Source organism: Niastella vici, assembly GCF_002077945.1.
Lineage (GTDB): Bacteria > Bacteroidota > Bacteroidia > Chitinophagales > Chitinophagaceae > Niastella > Niastella vici.
Genome location: NZ_LVYD01000044.1, coordinates 214,595 through 230,508 on the forward strand (window position 1 = coordinate 214,595; position 15,914 = coordinate 230,508).

14 protein-coding genes are annotated in these 15,914 nt (G+C 43.1%); 6 read left to right on the top strand and 8 right to left on the bottom strand.

All coding sequences use genetic code 11. The annotated features are described in order from the left end of the window. Window positions 1-98: 98 nt before the first annotated feature. Window positions 99-860, top strand: coding sequence for an SDR family oxidoreductase (locus tag A3860_RS14980; RefSeq protein ID WP_081147605.1), 762 nt, complete (start codon window positions 99-101; stop codon window positions 858-860). Window positions 861-1,038: 178 nt separating this feature from the next. Here A3860_RS14980 and A3860_RS14985 read toward each other — a convergent pair whose 3' ends face one another. The 5 genes from A3860_RS14985 to A3860_RS15005 form a co-directional block, all read right to left on the bottom strand. Then, window positions 1,039-2,577 carry a L,D-transpeptidase family protein gene (locus A3860_RS14985; RefSeq protein WP_081147526.1) on the bottom strand — a complete coding sequence of 513 codons (1,539 nt, stop codon included), beginning with the start codon at window positions 2,575-2,577 and terminating at the stop codon, window positions 1,039-1,041. 22 nt (window positions 2,578-2,599) lie between these two features. Next, window positions 2,600-3,721: a site-2 protease family protein gene (locus tag A3860_RS14990; protein ID WP_081147527.1), complete on the bottom strand. Its 1,122-nt coding sequence runs from the start codon at window positions 3,719-3,721 to the stop codon at window positions 2,600-2,602. Window positions 3,722-3,793: 72 nt separating this feature from the next. Then, complete coding sequence (locus A3860_RS14995) at window positions 3,794-4,234, bottom strand: Hsp20/alpha crystallin family protein (protein WP_081147528.1); 441 nt, start codon at window positions 4,232-4,234, stop codon at window positions 3,794-3,796. Window positions 4,235-4,350: 116 nt separating this feature from the next. Further along, on the bottom strand, window positions 4,351-6,876 hold the full coding sequence (locus tag A3860_RS15000; RefSeq protein ID WP_081147529.1) for a cation-translocating P-type ATPase: 2,526 nt from the start codon (window positions 6,874-6,876) through the stop codon (window positions 4,351-4,353). A 92-nt stretch (window positions 6,877-6,968) separates the two neighbouring features. Continuing rightward, window positions 6,969-7,691, bottom strand: coding sequence for a hypothetical protein (locus tag A3860_RS15005; protein ID WP_081147530.1), 723 nt, complete (start codon window positions 7,689-7,691; stop codon window positions 6,969-6,971). A 230-nt stretch (window positions 7,692-7,921) separates the two neighbouring features. Here A3860_RS15005 and ftsH point away from each other — a divergent pair, with 230 nt between their 5' ends. From ftsH to A3860_RS15030, 5 genes are all read left to right on the top strand, one after another. Then, window positions 7,922-9,874 (top strand): ATP-dependent zinc metalloprotease FtsH, encoded by a 1,953-nt coding sequence (gene ftsH, locus A3860_RS15010; RefSeq protein ID WP_081147531.1) that lies wholly within the window; start codon window positions 7,922-7,924, stop codon window positions 9,872-9,874. Window positions 9,875-9,902: 28 nt separating this feature from the next. Continuing rightward, window positions 9,903-10,910 carry a zinc-dependent alcohol dehydrogenase family protein gene (locus A3860_RS15015; protein ID WP_216823449.1) on the top strand — a complete coding sequence of 336 codons (1,008 nt, stop codon included), beginning with the start codon at window positions 9,903-9,905 and terminating at the stop codon, window positions 10,908-10,910. 128 nt (window positions 10,911-11,038) lie between these two features. Beyond that, the gene (locus tag A3860_RS15020; protein WP_081147532.1) at window positions 11,039-11,863 is read left to right on the top strand and encodes a hypothetical protein; all 825 of its coding nucleotides are present in this window, start codon (window positions 11,039-11,041) and stop codon (window positions 11,861-11,863) included. A gap of 29 nt (window positions 11,864-11,892) precedes the next feature. Next, window positions 11,893-12,399 (top strand): nicotinate-nucleotide adenylyltransferase, encoded by a 507-nt coding sequence (locus A3860_RS15025; RefSeq protein WP_081147533.1) that lies wholly within the window; start codon window positions 11,893-11,895, stop codon window positions 12,397-12,399. 124 nt (window positions 12,400-12,523) lie between these two features. Then, window positions 12,524-13,348 (top strand): hypothetical protein, encoded by an 825-nt coding sequence (locus tag A3860_RS15030; protein WP_081147534.1) that lies wholly within the window; start codon window positions 12,524-12,526, stop codon window positions 13,346-13,348. 31 nt (window positions 13,349-13,379) lie between these two features. Here the strand turns inward: A3860_RS15030 and A3860_RS15035 are convergent, their stop codons facing one another. From A3860_RS15035 to A3860_RS15045, 3 genes are all read right to left on the bottom strand, one after another. Beyond that, window positions 13,380-14,330, bottom strand: a complete 951-nt coding sequence (locus tag A3860_RS15035) for a 1-phosphofructokinase family hexose kinase (protein WP_081147535.1) — start codon at window positions 14,328-14,330, stop codon at window positions 13,380-13,382. 101 nt (window positions 14,331-14,431) lie between these two features. Then, a complete protein-coding gene (locus A3860_RS15040; RefSeq protein ID WP_081147536.1) occupies window positions 14,432-15,316 on the bottom strand; it encodes a DUF5777 family beta-barrel protein in 885 nt (294 codons plus the stop codon). A gap of 15 nt (window positions 15,317-15,331) precedes the next feature. Continuing rightward, window positions 15,332-15,886, bottom strand: a complete 555-nt coding sequence (locus A3860_RS15045; protein ID WP_081147537.1) for a YceI family protein — start codon at window positions 15,884-15,886, stop codon at window positions 15,332-15,334. Between the last annotated feature and the right edge of the window lie 28 nt (window positions 15,887-15,914).

Sequence of the window (15,914 nt, forward strand, 5' to 3'; positions counted from 1 at the left end):
TTCCGTATAAAATCACCTTACACTATGATGGCTATCATTTTTCTACGGCCCGTTATGCCGGTATATTCGAATATAATTTCCGAAATAAAAAAATAACCATGGAAAAAATATTTGAAGGAAAAGTAGCTATTGTTACCGGTGGCAGCTTTGGTATTGGACGCGCAGCCGCTGTTGCCTTTGCCGCCAGAGGGGCCAAAGTGATTGTGGCCGACTGGCTCGAAGATAAAGAGCAAACTACCTTAAACCAGATAAAAGCTGCAGGTGGGCAGGCCATCTTTATTATCTGTGATGTATCGAAAAGCAAAGATGTACAGGCAATGGTTGAAAAAACTATTTCAACATATGGCCGGCTTGATTATGCGTTTAACAATGCCGGCATCGAAGGCGCTACGGCCAGTACCAACGAATGCACAGAAGAGAACTGGGATAAAACGATCAACATTAACCTGAAGGGCACCTGGCTTTGCATGAAGCATGAGATCCCTTATATGTTGCAGCAGGGGAAGGGCGCCATTGTGAATTGCGCCTCGGTAGCTGGCCTCATTGGCTTTCCCGGGCTTCCTGCTTATGTAGTAAGTAAACACGGAGTAGTGGGTTTAACTAAAACGGCGGCATTGGAAAACGCCAAACAGCATATCCGCATAAATGCAGTTTGTCCCGGCGTAATTCATACCGCAATGATCGATCGTATAACGGGTATGAATAAGGAAGCTGAAAAGCAGTTTGTAAGCATGGAACCGGTAGGCAGAATGGGTGATCCTGAGGAAGTGGCTGAAGCCGTAATATGGTTGTGTTCCGACGCGGCTTCCTTTGTTACTGGGCATGCGATGCCGGTTGACGGTGGCTGGATCGCCGGGTGATCACCGGGGCTCAGCAAATAAAAAGATTATATGAAAAACCTCGCCAGAAATTTGTAACAGGAAATGTGTGGAAGATAAAAGGGCTGGCGGAACTGCTATAACAGGCTTTTATATTTGAATGGATAGATTGGTTTTTCAATTGTAATACCGGTGATACGTTATGTATTGCCGGTATTTTTTATTTAATTTTCCTGTATACATCCTCGTTGAATTGTACTACGCCTGCAGAATCGATCCAGGCGGTATTATACAGTACAAACACAGGGATGTGTTCGGTAATGGGTATGGGAAGCGGCGCCTGATTACTTACACAGCCTTTTTCTTCAAGCGTGTCGATGGCGATCGTATTTTCCTTCAACAGGAAATGGGCCAGTTCTATCGCCTTTTCAACACGCATACAGCCATGGCTGAAATAGCGTCTGTTAAAACTGAATAATATTTTCCAGGGCGTGTCGTGCAAATAAACGTCGTATGGACTGTAGAAGTTGAGCTTCACAATGCCCAATGAATTATCACAGCCGGTTGATTGTCGTATCGTATATGGAAAGTTTGATGGTGAAAGACTAAGCCAGTTAATTGCACCCGGGTCAACTATTTTGCCGGCTTTATTGATCACCTGCATATTGTTAGCCGCCAGGTAACCGGGATTATGCTGTATCAGGGGCAATAACTCCCGGGTAGCTATTTTGTTTGGTACCATCCAATACGGGTATAGCACTACTTCTGTGATCATACTGGCGAGGGTAGGTGTTGGCGTTGATTTTTTGCCTACAATTACTTTTGATTGCAATAATACTTTCCCTTTATGCAACACCAGCAGGTTGGCGGAAGGTATGTTCACCACAAAAACCGGTGATTGCATGCTGGCGCATTGCAGCCACCGCAACGTATTCATCGCTGCTTTCATTTCTTCTATCCGTATCGTTAATGGCGTGTTCAGCGCTTCCAGCGTACCTTTGTTTAAAACACCCATATCCAGTAAATTAAACAGCCGTTGGGCCGATCTTATTTTCGCTTTTAGTGCTGCATCTGTCAATGGGGTATTCAATGAATCAATAATGCCCAGGTAATAGAGCCTGTTCACCAATGGCTTGTTGGAACCGCTGACACTTGCTGAAGTAATTTTGATTTCCCTGTATGAAGGGTCGTGTATGCTTTGATTGAACACGGCAAGCCAGTTTTTAAAAATTTCATAGCCGGCTATATCGGGTTCCAGGTCTTTAACAAGATCTGATAACCGGTTTCCTGCAATAGCTGCGACCAGTAATGCCGGGATATTAAAACAATCGGGTAAATAATTTATTCCATTGTAGCCAATGACCGGTTTTCGGTTGCCATAAGCTACGTCTCTGAAGAAATGGATCGCTGCATCTGTGAGGCGGATCTCTGTCATCAGCGAATCGCGATGTTGGGGCCGTATAAAGTAATTATTCCGGAACGATTGAATGAGATCAAACTGATAGTCTTCTTCCTGTAATCCAAGGCCGGCAGCAGTTTGCAATAGTTGTAGCAGGATTTGTGAGCTGCGGTTGTTATTTAACCACAGATAATTGTAATCGTTTGCTTTGTATGCCGCTTTAATATATTCAGGGTATTGCAGCGGAACTTCGGTTTGGCTGGCCTTTATGATCAGTTGTATGTCATCTGTGTTTACCTGGGCGTTTACAGTTATTGCAATGAATGCCTGGATAAGTATTAAAAGTCTTTTTATATGCATTATTGCTTTTTTAAAATTGGTGTCAGTGTAGTAACCCGGCCAAAGACCTTATCCTGGGATATTCTTTTGTGTTGACCCGGTTCAACAACAGGTATTCAATAATATGATTCAGATTTACAACGCCAATGATATGGCTGTTATCCATTACCGGAAATAACCGTTCATCATTACCGGCCAGCTTTTCCAGTACTGTATCAATTTCTTTATCGCCATTCAGGCTTTCCAGTTTTTCCCTGACCAGGTTTTTGAGAGGGATATTATACTTCATCTCGGCGATCGCTTTAATGATCTCCATTCTGTTAATAGTGCCAACCGGAGTAGCGCCATCCATAAGGATGAAAAATTTACTATGGTTGCTGTTTAATACATTGGAGGCTTCCTGCACGGGCATGTTTGCCTGCAGGCTGTTATAATCGTACATCAATACTTCATTCAACTTTATTCCTTTTACCAAAGATTTCAAACGCAGGTAATATTCCTCGGCGCCGGCAGAAAAAATAATGAATATGCCTATGGCCGGCAATATAGGATTGATGAGTACAATCCCTGCTGCTATGAAGAGAATGGCAATTACCCTGCCCACCGTTGCTGCTATTGTAGTGGCCTGAATATAATTCATTTTTAACCCCAGCAGCGCACGCAATATTCTTCCCCCATCCATGGGAAAGGCGGGTATTAAATTAAATACGGCGAGCGTAATATTTACAATGCACAGGTTGTAGATAAGGTCATGCCCATGCATTATAGTCATATGAGATTGGTTTTCGGTAAAATAATAATTGGGTATCAGTAACCGTAATAAACCGGCAATAATAATATTTACCAGGGGGCCGGCAACGCTGATTGCCAGTTCCTGGCGGGGATTGTCGGGGAATTTTTCTATACTGGCTATGCCGCCAATGGGCAGCAGTACGATCTGTTTTGCCTGAATGCCAAAACGGGCAGCCACCAGCGCATGTCCCAGTTCATGCAGGGCAATGCAGGCAAAAACTGCTACAAGAAAGATAAGCGACCAGCTGATCTGCTCAACATTATTTCCTGCGTTTGCATTTACCAGTATTACCCAGCCTATCAGTAGCAGAAAGGTCCAGTGTATATCAATGCTTATTCCCCGGATGGTTAGTATTTTATAAGATCCACGCATAAGATATTTTTTAAAAAATTAAAAAGGCCCCGCCCAACCACCAGGCGGGACCATAAACAAACGACCAATTGCCTATTTAACTGCGATATGTTTTGCCAAAGCAGCTTTTTTAGTTTGTTCAGTTTTAGGCAATGTTATCCGTAACACGCCATCCTGATATACTGCTTCAATTTTTTCTTTAATAACTTCTTCAGGCAATGTAAAACTGCGGCTGAAAGACGTATAGTTATATTCCTTGCGGGTATAGCGTTCGTCCTTTTCTTCCTTCTTTTCTTCTTTTTCGCAACTGATGGTGAGCATATTTTCTTCAACATCAATATTGAAGTCATCTTTTTTTAGTCCGGGCGCTGCCACCGATATTTCAAAATGATCTTTGGTTTCTGAAATATTCACGGCTGGTGTGGTTAATGATTTACCTTTACCCATGCCCATCCAATCGTTCCAGGGCCTGAAAAAATCATCAAAGAATGCAGGGAACATTTCGCTTCTTTTTGCTAATTCTTTAGTTGACATATGACCTCCATGTTTTTAGGTTATTAAAAATGGTACATCGAATTTAGCAATGGTTTGGCTTATAAAATATGAACCGTGATCATATCCCGGGGTGAGTGTTATCAGTAACCGGGGTTTTATTCCTGCTTATGCCTGATCAATGGCTTTTCTGGTTTATATTGATGCGTTTTATACATTTCAAACCAGGCAACACTTATAAATGCCACACCTGTGCATAATAAGAACCTGGTTGCAGTGAGCGGCGCCAACCCGAATATTTCCTGAACTGGAGTTACAAGCTGGAGCACCGTCAAAAATGCTATCGAGATAAATATTACCCAGGGAGCCAGGTTGTTTTTATAAAGAATGGTGCGGGTAATATTTTCTGTGAATGACCGGTTGGTGAATGTGAGAATGATGTTGCTGATTATAAGCGTATTAAAAACCATGGTCCTGGTTTCAGGAAGTGTGTCGCCCAGGTACATGGAAAAATAATAGGTCCATAATACGCCTGTTGTAATGAGCAAGCCCTGAATGATGCTGATGAATAGCTCATCCTGTTGAAACAGGCCCGGGCTCCGTTTTCGTGGTGGCCGCAACATAAGCTGTTCTTCAACCGGCTCCCGCTCAAAGAATACAGAGCAGGTGGGCCCCATGATCAGCTCCAAAAAGATGACGTGAACGGGGGTGAAAATATTGGGATACTTCCAACCCAGCAACAGGGGCACAGAGGCCGTTAGGATAATAGGTATATGAATAGAGATAATATACCGGATGGCTTTTTTCAGATTATTGAAGATCTTCCGGCCCTGTTTTATGGCTTCCACCACTTTTGCAGGATCGTCGTCTGTTATGATGAGGTCGGCAGCCTGCCTGGCCATTTCGGTGCCTTTTTTACCGAGGGCGATACCAATATCTGAAGCTTTCAGGGCGGGCGCATCGTTAACGCCATCACCCGTCATGGCTACAATATGATCATTTGATTTTAAAGCGTTAACCACTTTTTGTTTGGCCTCAGGAAACATCCTGACGTACAAACTGATCTCTTCAACCGCCTTCTTTAATTCATTTTCATGCATTTGCAATACCTGATCACCGGTAACATATTTCAGATAGCCTGTTATGCCCACCTGCTGGCAAATATTTACAGCTGTTTCAGCAAAATCACCGGTCAGTAGTTTGATGTGCAACCCGGCGTCGTAAAATTGTTTAATTACCTGTGAAATATTCTTTCGTGGGGGATCATATAAACATAACAAGCCTTCAAATTTCCAGTTGAAATCATCCTGTTCCGGTGGAAATTCTTTTTCCTTATGTACGGCGCTGGCTACGCCGATGACCCGGTAGCCTTTTTGCGCCTGCGCGCTCGCTTGTTTTAGTATTTGGGTTGCCTCACCTGCATTTAATTTGCAGGCCCGTATTATTCTTTCCGGGGCGCCTTTGGCTGCTGCTACGTGTGTATTGTTCTCATAAAAAATATGTGTCATCATGGGCGGAATTCCCTGCAGGGGGTATTCATACACCTGTTTTGGCAATTCGTGCATTTGATAGCCGGAATATAATTGGTATGCTTCGTGGATGGCTTTTTCCATGGGATCGAAAGGCGCTCGTTCACTGGCCATCACCCCAAAACGCAATACATTTGAATCCTTTAATCTTTCGCCGGCTTCGATGAACGTATCTTTTTCAAAATCATAAATGGTTTTTACGCTCATTTTGTTTTCTGTAATAGTGCCTGTTTTATCGAGGCAAATTACATCTACCGCACCGAGGTTTTCAATGGTTTGCGGTTGACGGGTAATGATGCCCAGCCGGCTCATTTGCCAGGCGCCCAAAGCCAGAAAGGAGGAGAATGCCACCGGTATTTCTTCCGGAATGGCCGCCATGGCCAGGGTTAAGGCAAACAGCAGGCTTTGTATCGCCAATCCGATCTTGAGGTAATTTACCAGCCAGATGATCAGGAAGGCGGTTATCCCAAAGATCGCCAGTTGACGTACAAAGCGGTTTACCTGGTTTTGCAACAGCGTTTTGGGGGCTGTTATAGTGCTAACGGTTTTTCCCACTTTACCCAATAAAGTATTATTGCCGGTGGCCGTTATTATGGCGTAACACTTTCCTGTATTAACAGTAGTGCCCTGATACAGACTATTTTTTCCGGAGGTTTCATCTTTCTCTGCAGGCATCGATTCGCCGGTGATAGCGGATTCATTTACCGAAAGGTCGTTTTGCTGTATAATAGTGGCATCTGCGGGAACTTTGTTGCCTTCTTCCAAAATGATCACATCGCCGGGCACCAATTCTTCAGTGCGGATCTCTTTTTCAATTCCATCCCTGATCACTCTCACTTCAGGCGCTGTATATTGTTTTAAAGCTTCCAGGGCGCGGGTGCTGCGTACATCCTGGTATAATGAGATAGCTGCTACAAAACAGATGGCTACCAGCATCATGATGCCTTCTGTTGACTGACCGAGTATAAAGTATATGGCACAGGCGATCATCAGCAGGATAAACATGGGCTCCCTGACTATATCGGCCAGTATATGCAATAATTGCCTGGGTTTCTCTAACTGAAAGCTGTTTTTTCCATGCTCCTGTTGCAAGACAGGAATATCAGATTCTGAAAGTCCCCGTACATTTCCTATGGTTAATACTTTGCCAGGCATGTGATATATAAAGTCAAGGTATATATGTTAATGACCAAACACAATGACAATTATCATGATTGATCAAAATAGCAGTCAACGTTTTTGCCGCGTTAATTATATAATTCCTGTTCTTCTGTGATCTGAATTTGAGCTATCCAGCAAAGCATCAATGACCGTATGTTGTCGATGCTGTCAATTAAGTTTTCAGTATAGGCCATAAGTTCCTGTAACTGGTCGGCTATATAACTGGTAAGCTGAACCCCTTTATCGGACCTGCTGTTACTGGCTTCAAATTGCCAGGCTGTAACAATATAATTGTAATAAGCTAAGATGTTTTTCATGTAAAATTCTGTCATGTCAATTATCGGGGCTATCGAAGAACTTTCAACAGCTGCGATATTGGCTGATTCTGTCAAATGAGTATAATATTGTTCCAATGGGTCATACACCTGATCCTGGAAATCATTTATTAAAGCATTCATGAGTTCTGAAAAGGATAATAACATGGCTATGTGATCTTTGTAAAAACGGGCTGTATAAGGTTCCCGCTGTTGGCAGGTTTCACATTCATTTTTAAACCATTTTATCTTGTTTAACAGCTGCCGGTCAATTGGGAGATTTTCATTTTTCAGGGAGTGAAGAAGTTGCGCTATAAAACGGGTATTAAAGAATGTATCAATTAGCTTTTCTCCGATTGCACTCAATTCTCCATTATCGCCTGCATATTGCCTTATAAGAAGGTTGCCAAATGGGAATTCTTCGGTAGCTGTATATAGTTCGCTTTCGCTCCTGAATTGCTTTGCAAAGTCTTTGCTGAAATTGTTGTGTAACATATGTAAAGATTTTAAGATGACCGGTGAAAACAACAATACAATATTACCCTTCACACAGCCTGATTCATATGAGCAGCCTCAAAACACTGACTGATTAATGGCTGATAGGCGCGCTGAAGCTAATCAGGCAGGCGCATGACATGGATCAGCATTTTTTCTGATCGAAAGATCCAATTTTATGAAATGGGATAAGTGGCTAACAATTAAACAATACAATAAAACAGGCTACTATGCAGCCAGATAAAGAAAATAAAAAACGATCTGAACAAACACCCTCGCCCAAGATGGTGCCGCTAATTTGGCCGGTGCTTATACTGTTGGGTATGTTTATATTTCCGTTGGTTTCGAAATGGATCAGCAATCCCGTTACGGAAATTACCTGGACCGAATTTGAAGGGAATATTTTAAATAAAGGAGCTGTTGAGAAATTAACCGTTATAAACCAGGATTATGTTGAGATCTATCTGAAACCGGCATTTAAAACCGATACTGCGTTTGCAAAAGTTTTCAAGCCCCTGATAGGGAATGAACCCAATCCCGGCCCACATTATATGATGACCATCGGGACAATTGAAAGTTTTGAGCGCAAACTGGATGCCGCCGAAGAAAAGCGCTTTGGGAAGGAAATAATCCCCATAACCTATATGAAAAGAACAAATGGTTTTTGGGGCCTTGCCGGCTGGATAATCCCTTTTATTATCCTGTTCATCTTATGGCAGTACGTATACAGGAAAAATGCCGGCGGCTCTTCCGCTTTCAATTTTGGCAAATCAACTGCCACACTGCTCGATAAGGAAAATAAAAGCACCATAACCTTCGATGAGGTGGCCGGTCTTGATGAAGCTGAACTGGAAGTAAAAGAGATTGTTGATTTCCTGAAGAATCCTCAGCATTTCACGAAGTTGGGGGCAAAGATCCCGAAGGGGGTGATCCTGGTTGGCCCGCCCGGCACCGGAAAAACATTGCTGGCCAAAGCAGTGGCAGGGGAGGCCCAGGTTCCCTTTTTCAGCATTTCCGGGTCGGAGTTCGTTGAAATGTTTGTGGGCGTGGGGGCCTCACGGGTGCGCGACCTGTTTAAAAATGCCAAGGAAAAAGCACCCTGTATAGTTTTTATAGACGAGATCGATGCTATAGGAAGATCGAGAAGCCGGAATGCTTTTTTCACCGGCGCCAATGATGAACGGGAGAGTACATTGAACCAGTTGCTCACCGAAATGGATGGGTTTGGAACCAATACCGGTGTCATAGTACTGGCGGCCACCAACCGGGCCGATATGCTGGACCCTGCCTTGCTGCGTCCCGGCCGGTTCGACAGGCATATATATCTTGAGTTGCCTAATTTAAAAGAACGGGCAGCTATATTCAAAGTACATATTCGATCGCTTGTGCTCGATGATACCATTGATCTGCAATTCCTGGCTGCGCAAACCCCGGGTTTTTCAGGCGCAGATATTGCCAATATTTGTAACGAGGCTGCACTCATTGCCGCCCGCAGAAAAAAAGAGCAGGTTGGCAAACCCGATTTTATGGATGCCATTGATCGCATTGTGGCCGGGCTTGAAAGAAAAAGCAAGATCATTTCCAGTGATGAAAAGAAAATGATCGCTTATCACGAAGCCGGACATGCGCTTGCAAGCTGGTTGTTGCCCATGGTAGATCCGCTGGTAAAGGTTTCCATTATACCAAGAGGTAAATCACTGGGCGCTGCGTGGTACCTTCCTGAAGAAAAGAACCTGAGAACAAAGACAGCCTTTAATGAACATCTGTGTGCCACATTAGGCGGGCGTGCTGCCGAGGAGGTGATTTTTGGCGAAGTATCCAGTGGGGCGCTTGACGACCTGGAAAAAGTAACCAAAGAAGCTTATATGATGATTGCCTGGTATGGATTTAATGAAAAAGTGGGGAACGTCAGTTTTTATGACTCTTCCGGTCAACGGGATGCCGCATTTCAAAAGCCTTACAGCGAGGAAACCGGAAAACTTATTGATGAAGAAGTGCGCAAGCTGGTAGATAATGCCTATCAGCAAACGAAATCACTTCTTTTGCAAAACAAACAATACCTTATTAAGGTAGCTGAATTATTGTTACAGAAAGAAGTGATCTTTAAAGAGGACCTCGAAAATATATTAGGCCGCCGGGTGGTTGGTAATGAAGCCAGCCCCCAGGCTGCAACAGCTGTTTAATTTTTATTATGCCATAAAATGGTTGTTTATGCACTTGCCACCTTCCATGTACGCGATGGTACTTGAAAAGGCCGGTCAACCACTGGTATATAAGTCATTGCCACTGCCTGTTCCTTCACCCCGTCAGGTGTTGGTTAAGGTGATAGCCTGTGGCGTTTGCCGAACCGATCTGCATATTATAGATGGTGAATTAGCATCGCCCAAATTGCCGCTTATTCCCGGGCATGAGATTGTTGGAACCGTTGTACAAACAGGCAGCGAAGTAACGAAATGTAAAGTAGGGGATTCAGTAGGCATTCCCTGGTTGGGTTATACCTGCGGAAAATGCCAGTATTGCCTCAAAGGGCAGGAAAACCTGTGCACGCAGGCCGGTTTTACAGGTTATACCATCGATGGAGGTTACGCAGAATATACGGTAGCTGATCACCGTTTTTGTTTTCCTCTTTCGCAACAATATGCAAATGCGCAAAGTGCTCCCCTGCTGTGTGCCGGGTTAATTGGTTACCGGTCTTATGCAATGATAAAAGAACAGGCAGAAAAAATCGGTATTTATGGATTTGGTGCAGCTGCACACATACTTATACAACTTGCCACATCGCAGGGAAAAAGAATTTATGCATTTACCCGCGCTGGTGATGTGGCCGCGCAACAATTTGCCGGGCGGTTGGGTGCCCAATGGGTGGGCGATTCAAACCAGTTGGCTCCCGAGCCGTTGGATGCTGCTATCATTTTTGCGCCTGCAGGCGAACTGGTGCCCAAAGCTTTGCAGGATGTTGATAAAGGCGGTATAGTCGTTTGTGGCGGTATTCATATGAGCGATATCCCTTCGTTTCCCTATAAATGGCTCTGGCAGGAACGGGTGATAAGGTCGGTGGCGAATCTTACCCGTAAAGATGGTGAAGCGTTTTTTGAACAAATAGCAAAAACTACCATACAAACAGAAACGCATTTATATCCTTTATCCCAGGCAAATAAAGCGTTAGACGATCTCAGGCATGGAAGCTTCCAGGGCGCGGCAGTGCTGATTATGGAATAAAGCGGGTAGCGCCTGTTTAATTTTGATCAATATCATTCCCCATGCTGTTTAACGTCATCGGTTTTGCCTTGCTTTCGAAATAACTTCATAGGGATATTTTATACGCCATTTCTTCAATATTAATTCACATGAAAAAGATAATTCTTGCCTTTGATGGAGCAAATTTTAGTGAGGGCGCTTTCAATTTTGCCCGTAAACTGAATCAAATGTCGCCCATATTACTCACTGGTGTTTTTCTGCCGCAAATAGATTATGCAGCTTTGTGGAGTTATTCCGCGGTAGCCAGCGCAGGCGCATTTATACCATTATTAGAAGAGGATGATGCTGCAACTATTGAACAGAATATTGAGCGCTTTAAATCGCTATGTCAATCAAATGGTATTGAATACCGGGTGCATAAGGAATTCGTTGATTTTGCATTACCCGGATTGAAAAATGAAACCCGGTTTACAGATCTGTTGATATTAGGTAGTGAATCGTTTTATTTGAATATAGGCATTAACGAACCTAATAACTATCTGAAAGATGCCATTCATCATGCTGAATGCCCGGTGTTGGTGGTGCCTGAGCAATTTGAGTTTCCCGAAAAGAACATCCTGGCCTACGATGGCAGCGAATCTTCAGTATATGCGATCAAACAATTTGCATACCTGTTCCCTGAATTCAAAGATAACAAAACGGTATTGTTATATGCCGGCGAAAAAGAGGAGGACTCATTTCCTGATGAACAGAATATAGAAGAACTGGTAAGCCGCCATTTTACAGATCTCACTTTGTTTAAACTGGGTGTTGATCCTAAAAAGTATTTCGCTTCGTGGAGCAGTGAAAAAAAAGGAAGCATTTTAGTGAGCGGAGCATATGGCCGGTCTTCATTTTCCATGATGTTCAAAAAAAGCTTCGTTTCAGACGTTATTCGTGATCATAAGCTGCCAGTGTTTATTGCAAATAGATAACGATTATTATATACTTTAAAATTAAGATTATGAAACACTCAATTTCAATGCTTGTTGCAGCAATATTTGCATTAGGTTATGCTGTTCCTGTACTTGCACAGGAAGTTTTACCAGAGGTTACTGTAGTGGCAACAAACTATAAGTACCTGAAGTCAGTCGGCGGAAAGGAAGTGGCTCAGCCGGTACAAACGCTTCAACGCACCGCTGCCGCTTATGACGTAAAGAAATCCGAGTATTATGAAGATGATTATGAAACCTATTTTGTTTCGTTTTACATTCCCGACGGAGAAATTCTGGCTGCCTATGATAAAAACGGAAAATTGATTCGTACTGCTGAAAAGTATAAAAATGTAAAACTGCCGGCTGCCGTTACCAATGCTGTTGCTAAAAGGTTCCCGAACTGGAAAATTTCAAATGACACGTATCAGGTAATCTATTACGATGAAAAGGGCTCCAATAAGAAATATAAATTGCTGTTGGAAAACGGGGACAAACGAATGAAGGTAAAAGTTAATGAAGCGGGTGAATTCTTTTAATGGCTTTTAATCCATCTCCTGGGTGTTTATCTTAAACCGGTTCTTATTCCTTACCCTTTCTCTCCCGGCCCCTGATGGAACATAAATGATTTGTTTTAAACCCCATCATAAATCTTAAAATTAAATGAAAAAGATAATTCTTGCTTTTGATGGAGCTCATTTTAGTGAGGGCGCTTTTGAATTTGCGCGTAAAATGAATGAATTATCGCCTATTCTTCTTACCGGAGTTTTTTTGCCTCAGATAGATTATTCCGGTTTATGGGGTAGTTCAGCGGGCGTTCATGGTGGTATCCTTATGCCACTGGTTGAAGATGACGATGTTGAAACGGTAGAACGGAGTATAGGGCGATTTATATCATTGTGCCAGGCGAACGGTATTGATTACCGGTTGCATAAAGATTTTTCTGATTTTGCATTGCCTGGTTTAAAAAAAGAAACCCGTTTTGCAGATCTGTTAATATTAGGTAGCGAGTCGTTTTATATGAATATTGGCATTAATGAACCCAATAGTTATTTGACAGAGGCTATTCATGATGCAGAATGTCCTGTGATGGTAGTGCCGGAACAATTTGAATTTCCGGAAAAAAATATACTGACATATGATGGCAGCGAGTCGGCGGTTTACGCCATTAAGCAATTCGCGTACCTGTTCCCTGAACTTGCTAACAATAAAACAGTGTTAGTATATGCAAAGAATAATGATGAAATAGCCTTTCCTGACGAACAGTACATAGAAGAGTTGTGCGCCAGGCATTTTCCTGAGCTAACTTTGTTTAAACTGGGTCTCGATCCGGATAAATATTTTGGATTATGGAGTGGTGAAAAGCAGGGCGCAATGATTGTAAGCGGCGCATATGGCCGTTCCTCATTTTCAATGGTGTTTAAAAAAAGTTTTATTTCAGACGTTATCCGGGATCATAAGCTGCCGGTGTTTATTGCAAACAGGTGACGCTTTTGTAATCATTACTGACATTAAATTGTCATGGTTTCGTTTTATACGTGTCTGCATTTTGATTGATCCAGTTGTAAAGGCGGTAAACATCGTCTTTTACAAACAACCGGGTGCCGGGGTTCATAGTGGCGGCGGTTCCACAGGCTACGCCAAAACGAACGGTTTCACGTAATGATCTTCCCTGCGAAAGCATCCATATCATGCCGGCAACCATACTGTCGCCTGCTCCAACTGTGCTTTGTTTTTTTACGGCAGGTACCGGTACATGTTCGCATCCATCGCGCGTAACCAGTAATGCGCCTGATGGCCCCATAGATACTACCATTACTTCGCACTGCCCCCTTTTGATCACTTCCATGGCTGCGTCATTTACTTCATTTATTTCGAGGTAATTCGTACCTGCCAGCGCGCATAATTCGCTTAAATTGGGTTTTAAGAGATACACCCCTTCCTGTACCGCCAGTTGCAGGGGAGTGCCTGATGTATCAATAATAAACCGGGCGTTTATCTGTTTAGCCAGTTTTGCCAGTTGGGCAAAAAAGTTTTCCGGCAAACCGGGTGGTAAACTGCCGCTGGCAACAATGTATGCAGGCGCCGGCTGCAATTGCTGCAATATATGATAGCATGCCTGGGCTTCCAGTTCGGTAAGCGAGGCGCCCGGCATTACAAAACGATATTGTAAGTTGGTGTCGTTTTCGCGCACAACTATATTTTCACGGGTTTCCTGCTCAATAGGAATGGTTTTATAGTTGATGTTACGGTCTTTAAGGTAGTTTTCGATCAGCTTACCATTGATGCCACCCGATGGAAAAATGGCCAGCGAGTCGCCGCCCAGCTCTTTCAGGGCCTTACTGATATTAATACCACCACCACCTGCTTCGGTGATCATTTCACTGCACCGCATTTTTTTCTCGGCTACCAGTTTATTCACTGAAGTGCTTTTATCAACTGCCGGATTCATAGTAATGGTTATGACCATATTGCTGATTTTGTAATAAGATACAAATATGAATGAAGAAGATGACGGCAATTATGATGTGGCTCAGCCGGGATATTGATTTATAACAGTAAAAGATGATTTTAATGATTACGCCTTTTGCCTACCGTAAATATCCTCGATAAATTGAACCCGAAGCGGATGCTTCCCTTGCCCCAGTTGCTGGTTGTATTTGTAATGAATGATTTTTCGTTCATACCTGTAGCATTGGTGAACAGCAACTGAAATACATGACCGCCTGTTTCAATATCAAATCCCAGCGAAAACGGGTCTTTGTATACATTTTTGTCGAGCCCTTTGGCAATATAATGATAATCGGCCACAACGGCCACCCGTTTCGATAGTTTCAACCTGGCGCCAATACCAAGCGCATATACATCATTTTCCTCGCTTGCCAGCGCTACCAGGTTGCGATGCACAAAAACAGGTGATAGTTGCAGACTGAAATGTTCATTGAATTTGCGGCCAATAATGAGCTCATTGTAGAATGCCAGCCGGTTACTGAAATAATTTTTTTTGGCCGTGTCGGTCCAGGGTTGTGTTTGAGCGGTTATACCGGTAACCAGTACAATAGATACAGGAAAGGAGCCCGGGCCGGTCGATTGCCAAACGGGGCGGAACTTGATAAAGCCATCCAGTTCTTTTCCCACATTGCTGCGGCCTATTCCTATTGTAAGGCTGTTGAGTAAACCATAATCAAATCCCAATCTCATGTTCGCCTGGTCGAGCCCGAACAGGTTATTCGGGCCTGAATTAATTTCTCCAAAGCGATGCAGGATCCTGACATCGAGCTCCCCTTTACCGATCATCTCCATGGAATGGCCGTTCAATACCCGGGATGATTTAAAGGCATTGGTAACGTGCTCTATTTTCTTAGGTTCGTTTTTGTCAACCAGGGAAAGCAGGTCCTGTGCCAATGAAACATGGTATAGTACTATACACAATAAAGCAATTATTGATTTTTTCATGTATTACGGACTGGTTTATTTAAGTACGTTGTAATTACAGTTTACTTTGATGGTAACCGTTTTAGAGATCTTGTCTTTTACCAGTGAAGGGATCTCTATATTGTAATCGGCTAATAAAACCGTAAATTCAGCATTGGTGCTAACTGTTTCGCCTGTTACTTTCAATGTGCCGGCGGCTTGCAGTTCTTTTTTTATCCCGTGCATATCCAGTACGCCTTTTACAGTAACCGGGTACAGGCCGTCTTTTTTAAAATTCACTGTGTTAATATTCGAAATCGTTCCTTTGAATATTGATTTTGGGTACTTTTCACTCTCCATATAGTTTTCGTTAAAATGCGCCTGCATCAACGATCGTTTAAATTCGAAACCTTTTACCAGCACGGCAAATTCTATCTGGCCGGAGGTAGCATCAAATATGCTGGTGGTGGTTTTATTTACTCCGTCTATGTCTTCGCCTGAACCGGCTGCGAACGAGATATTACCGTTTTTTGTAAAATACCGCTGTTGCGAATACGATAGGGTGGTGAGTGAAAAGCAAATAAAAAATAAGAAGGGTGTTTTAATGGTCATAATTTTATGATTTTAAAAGCAGGATGAT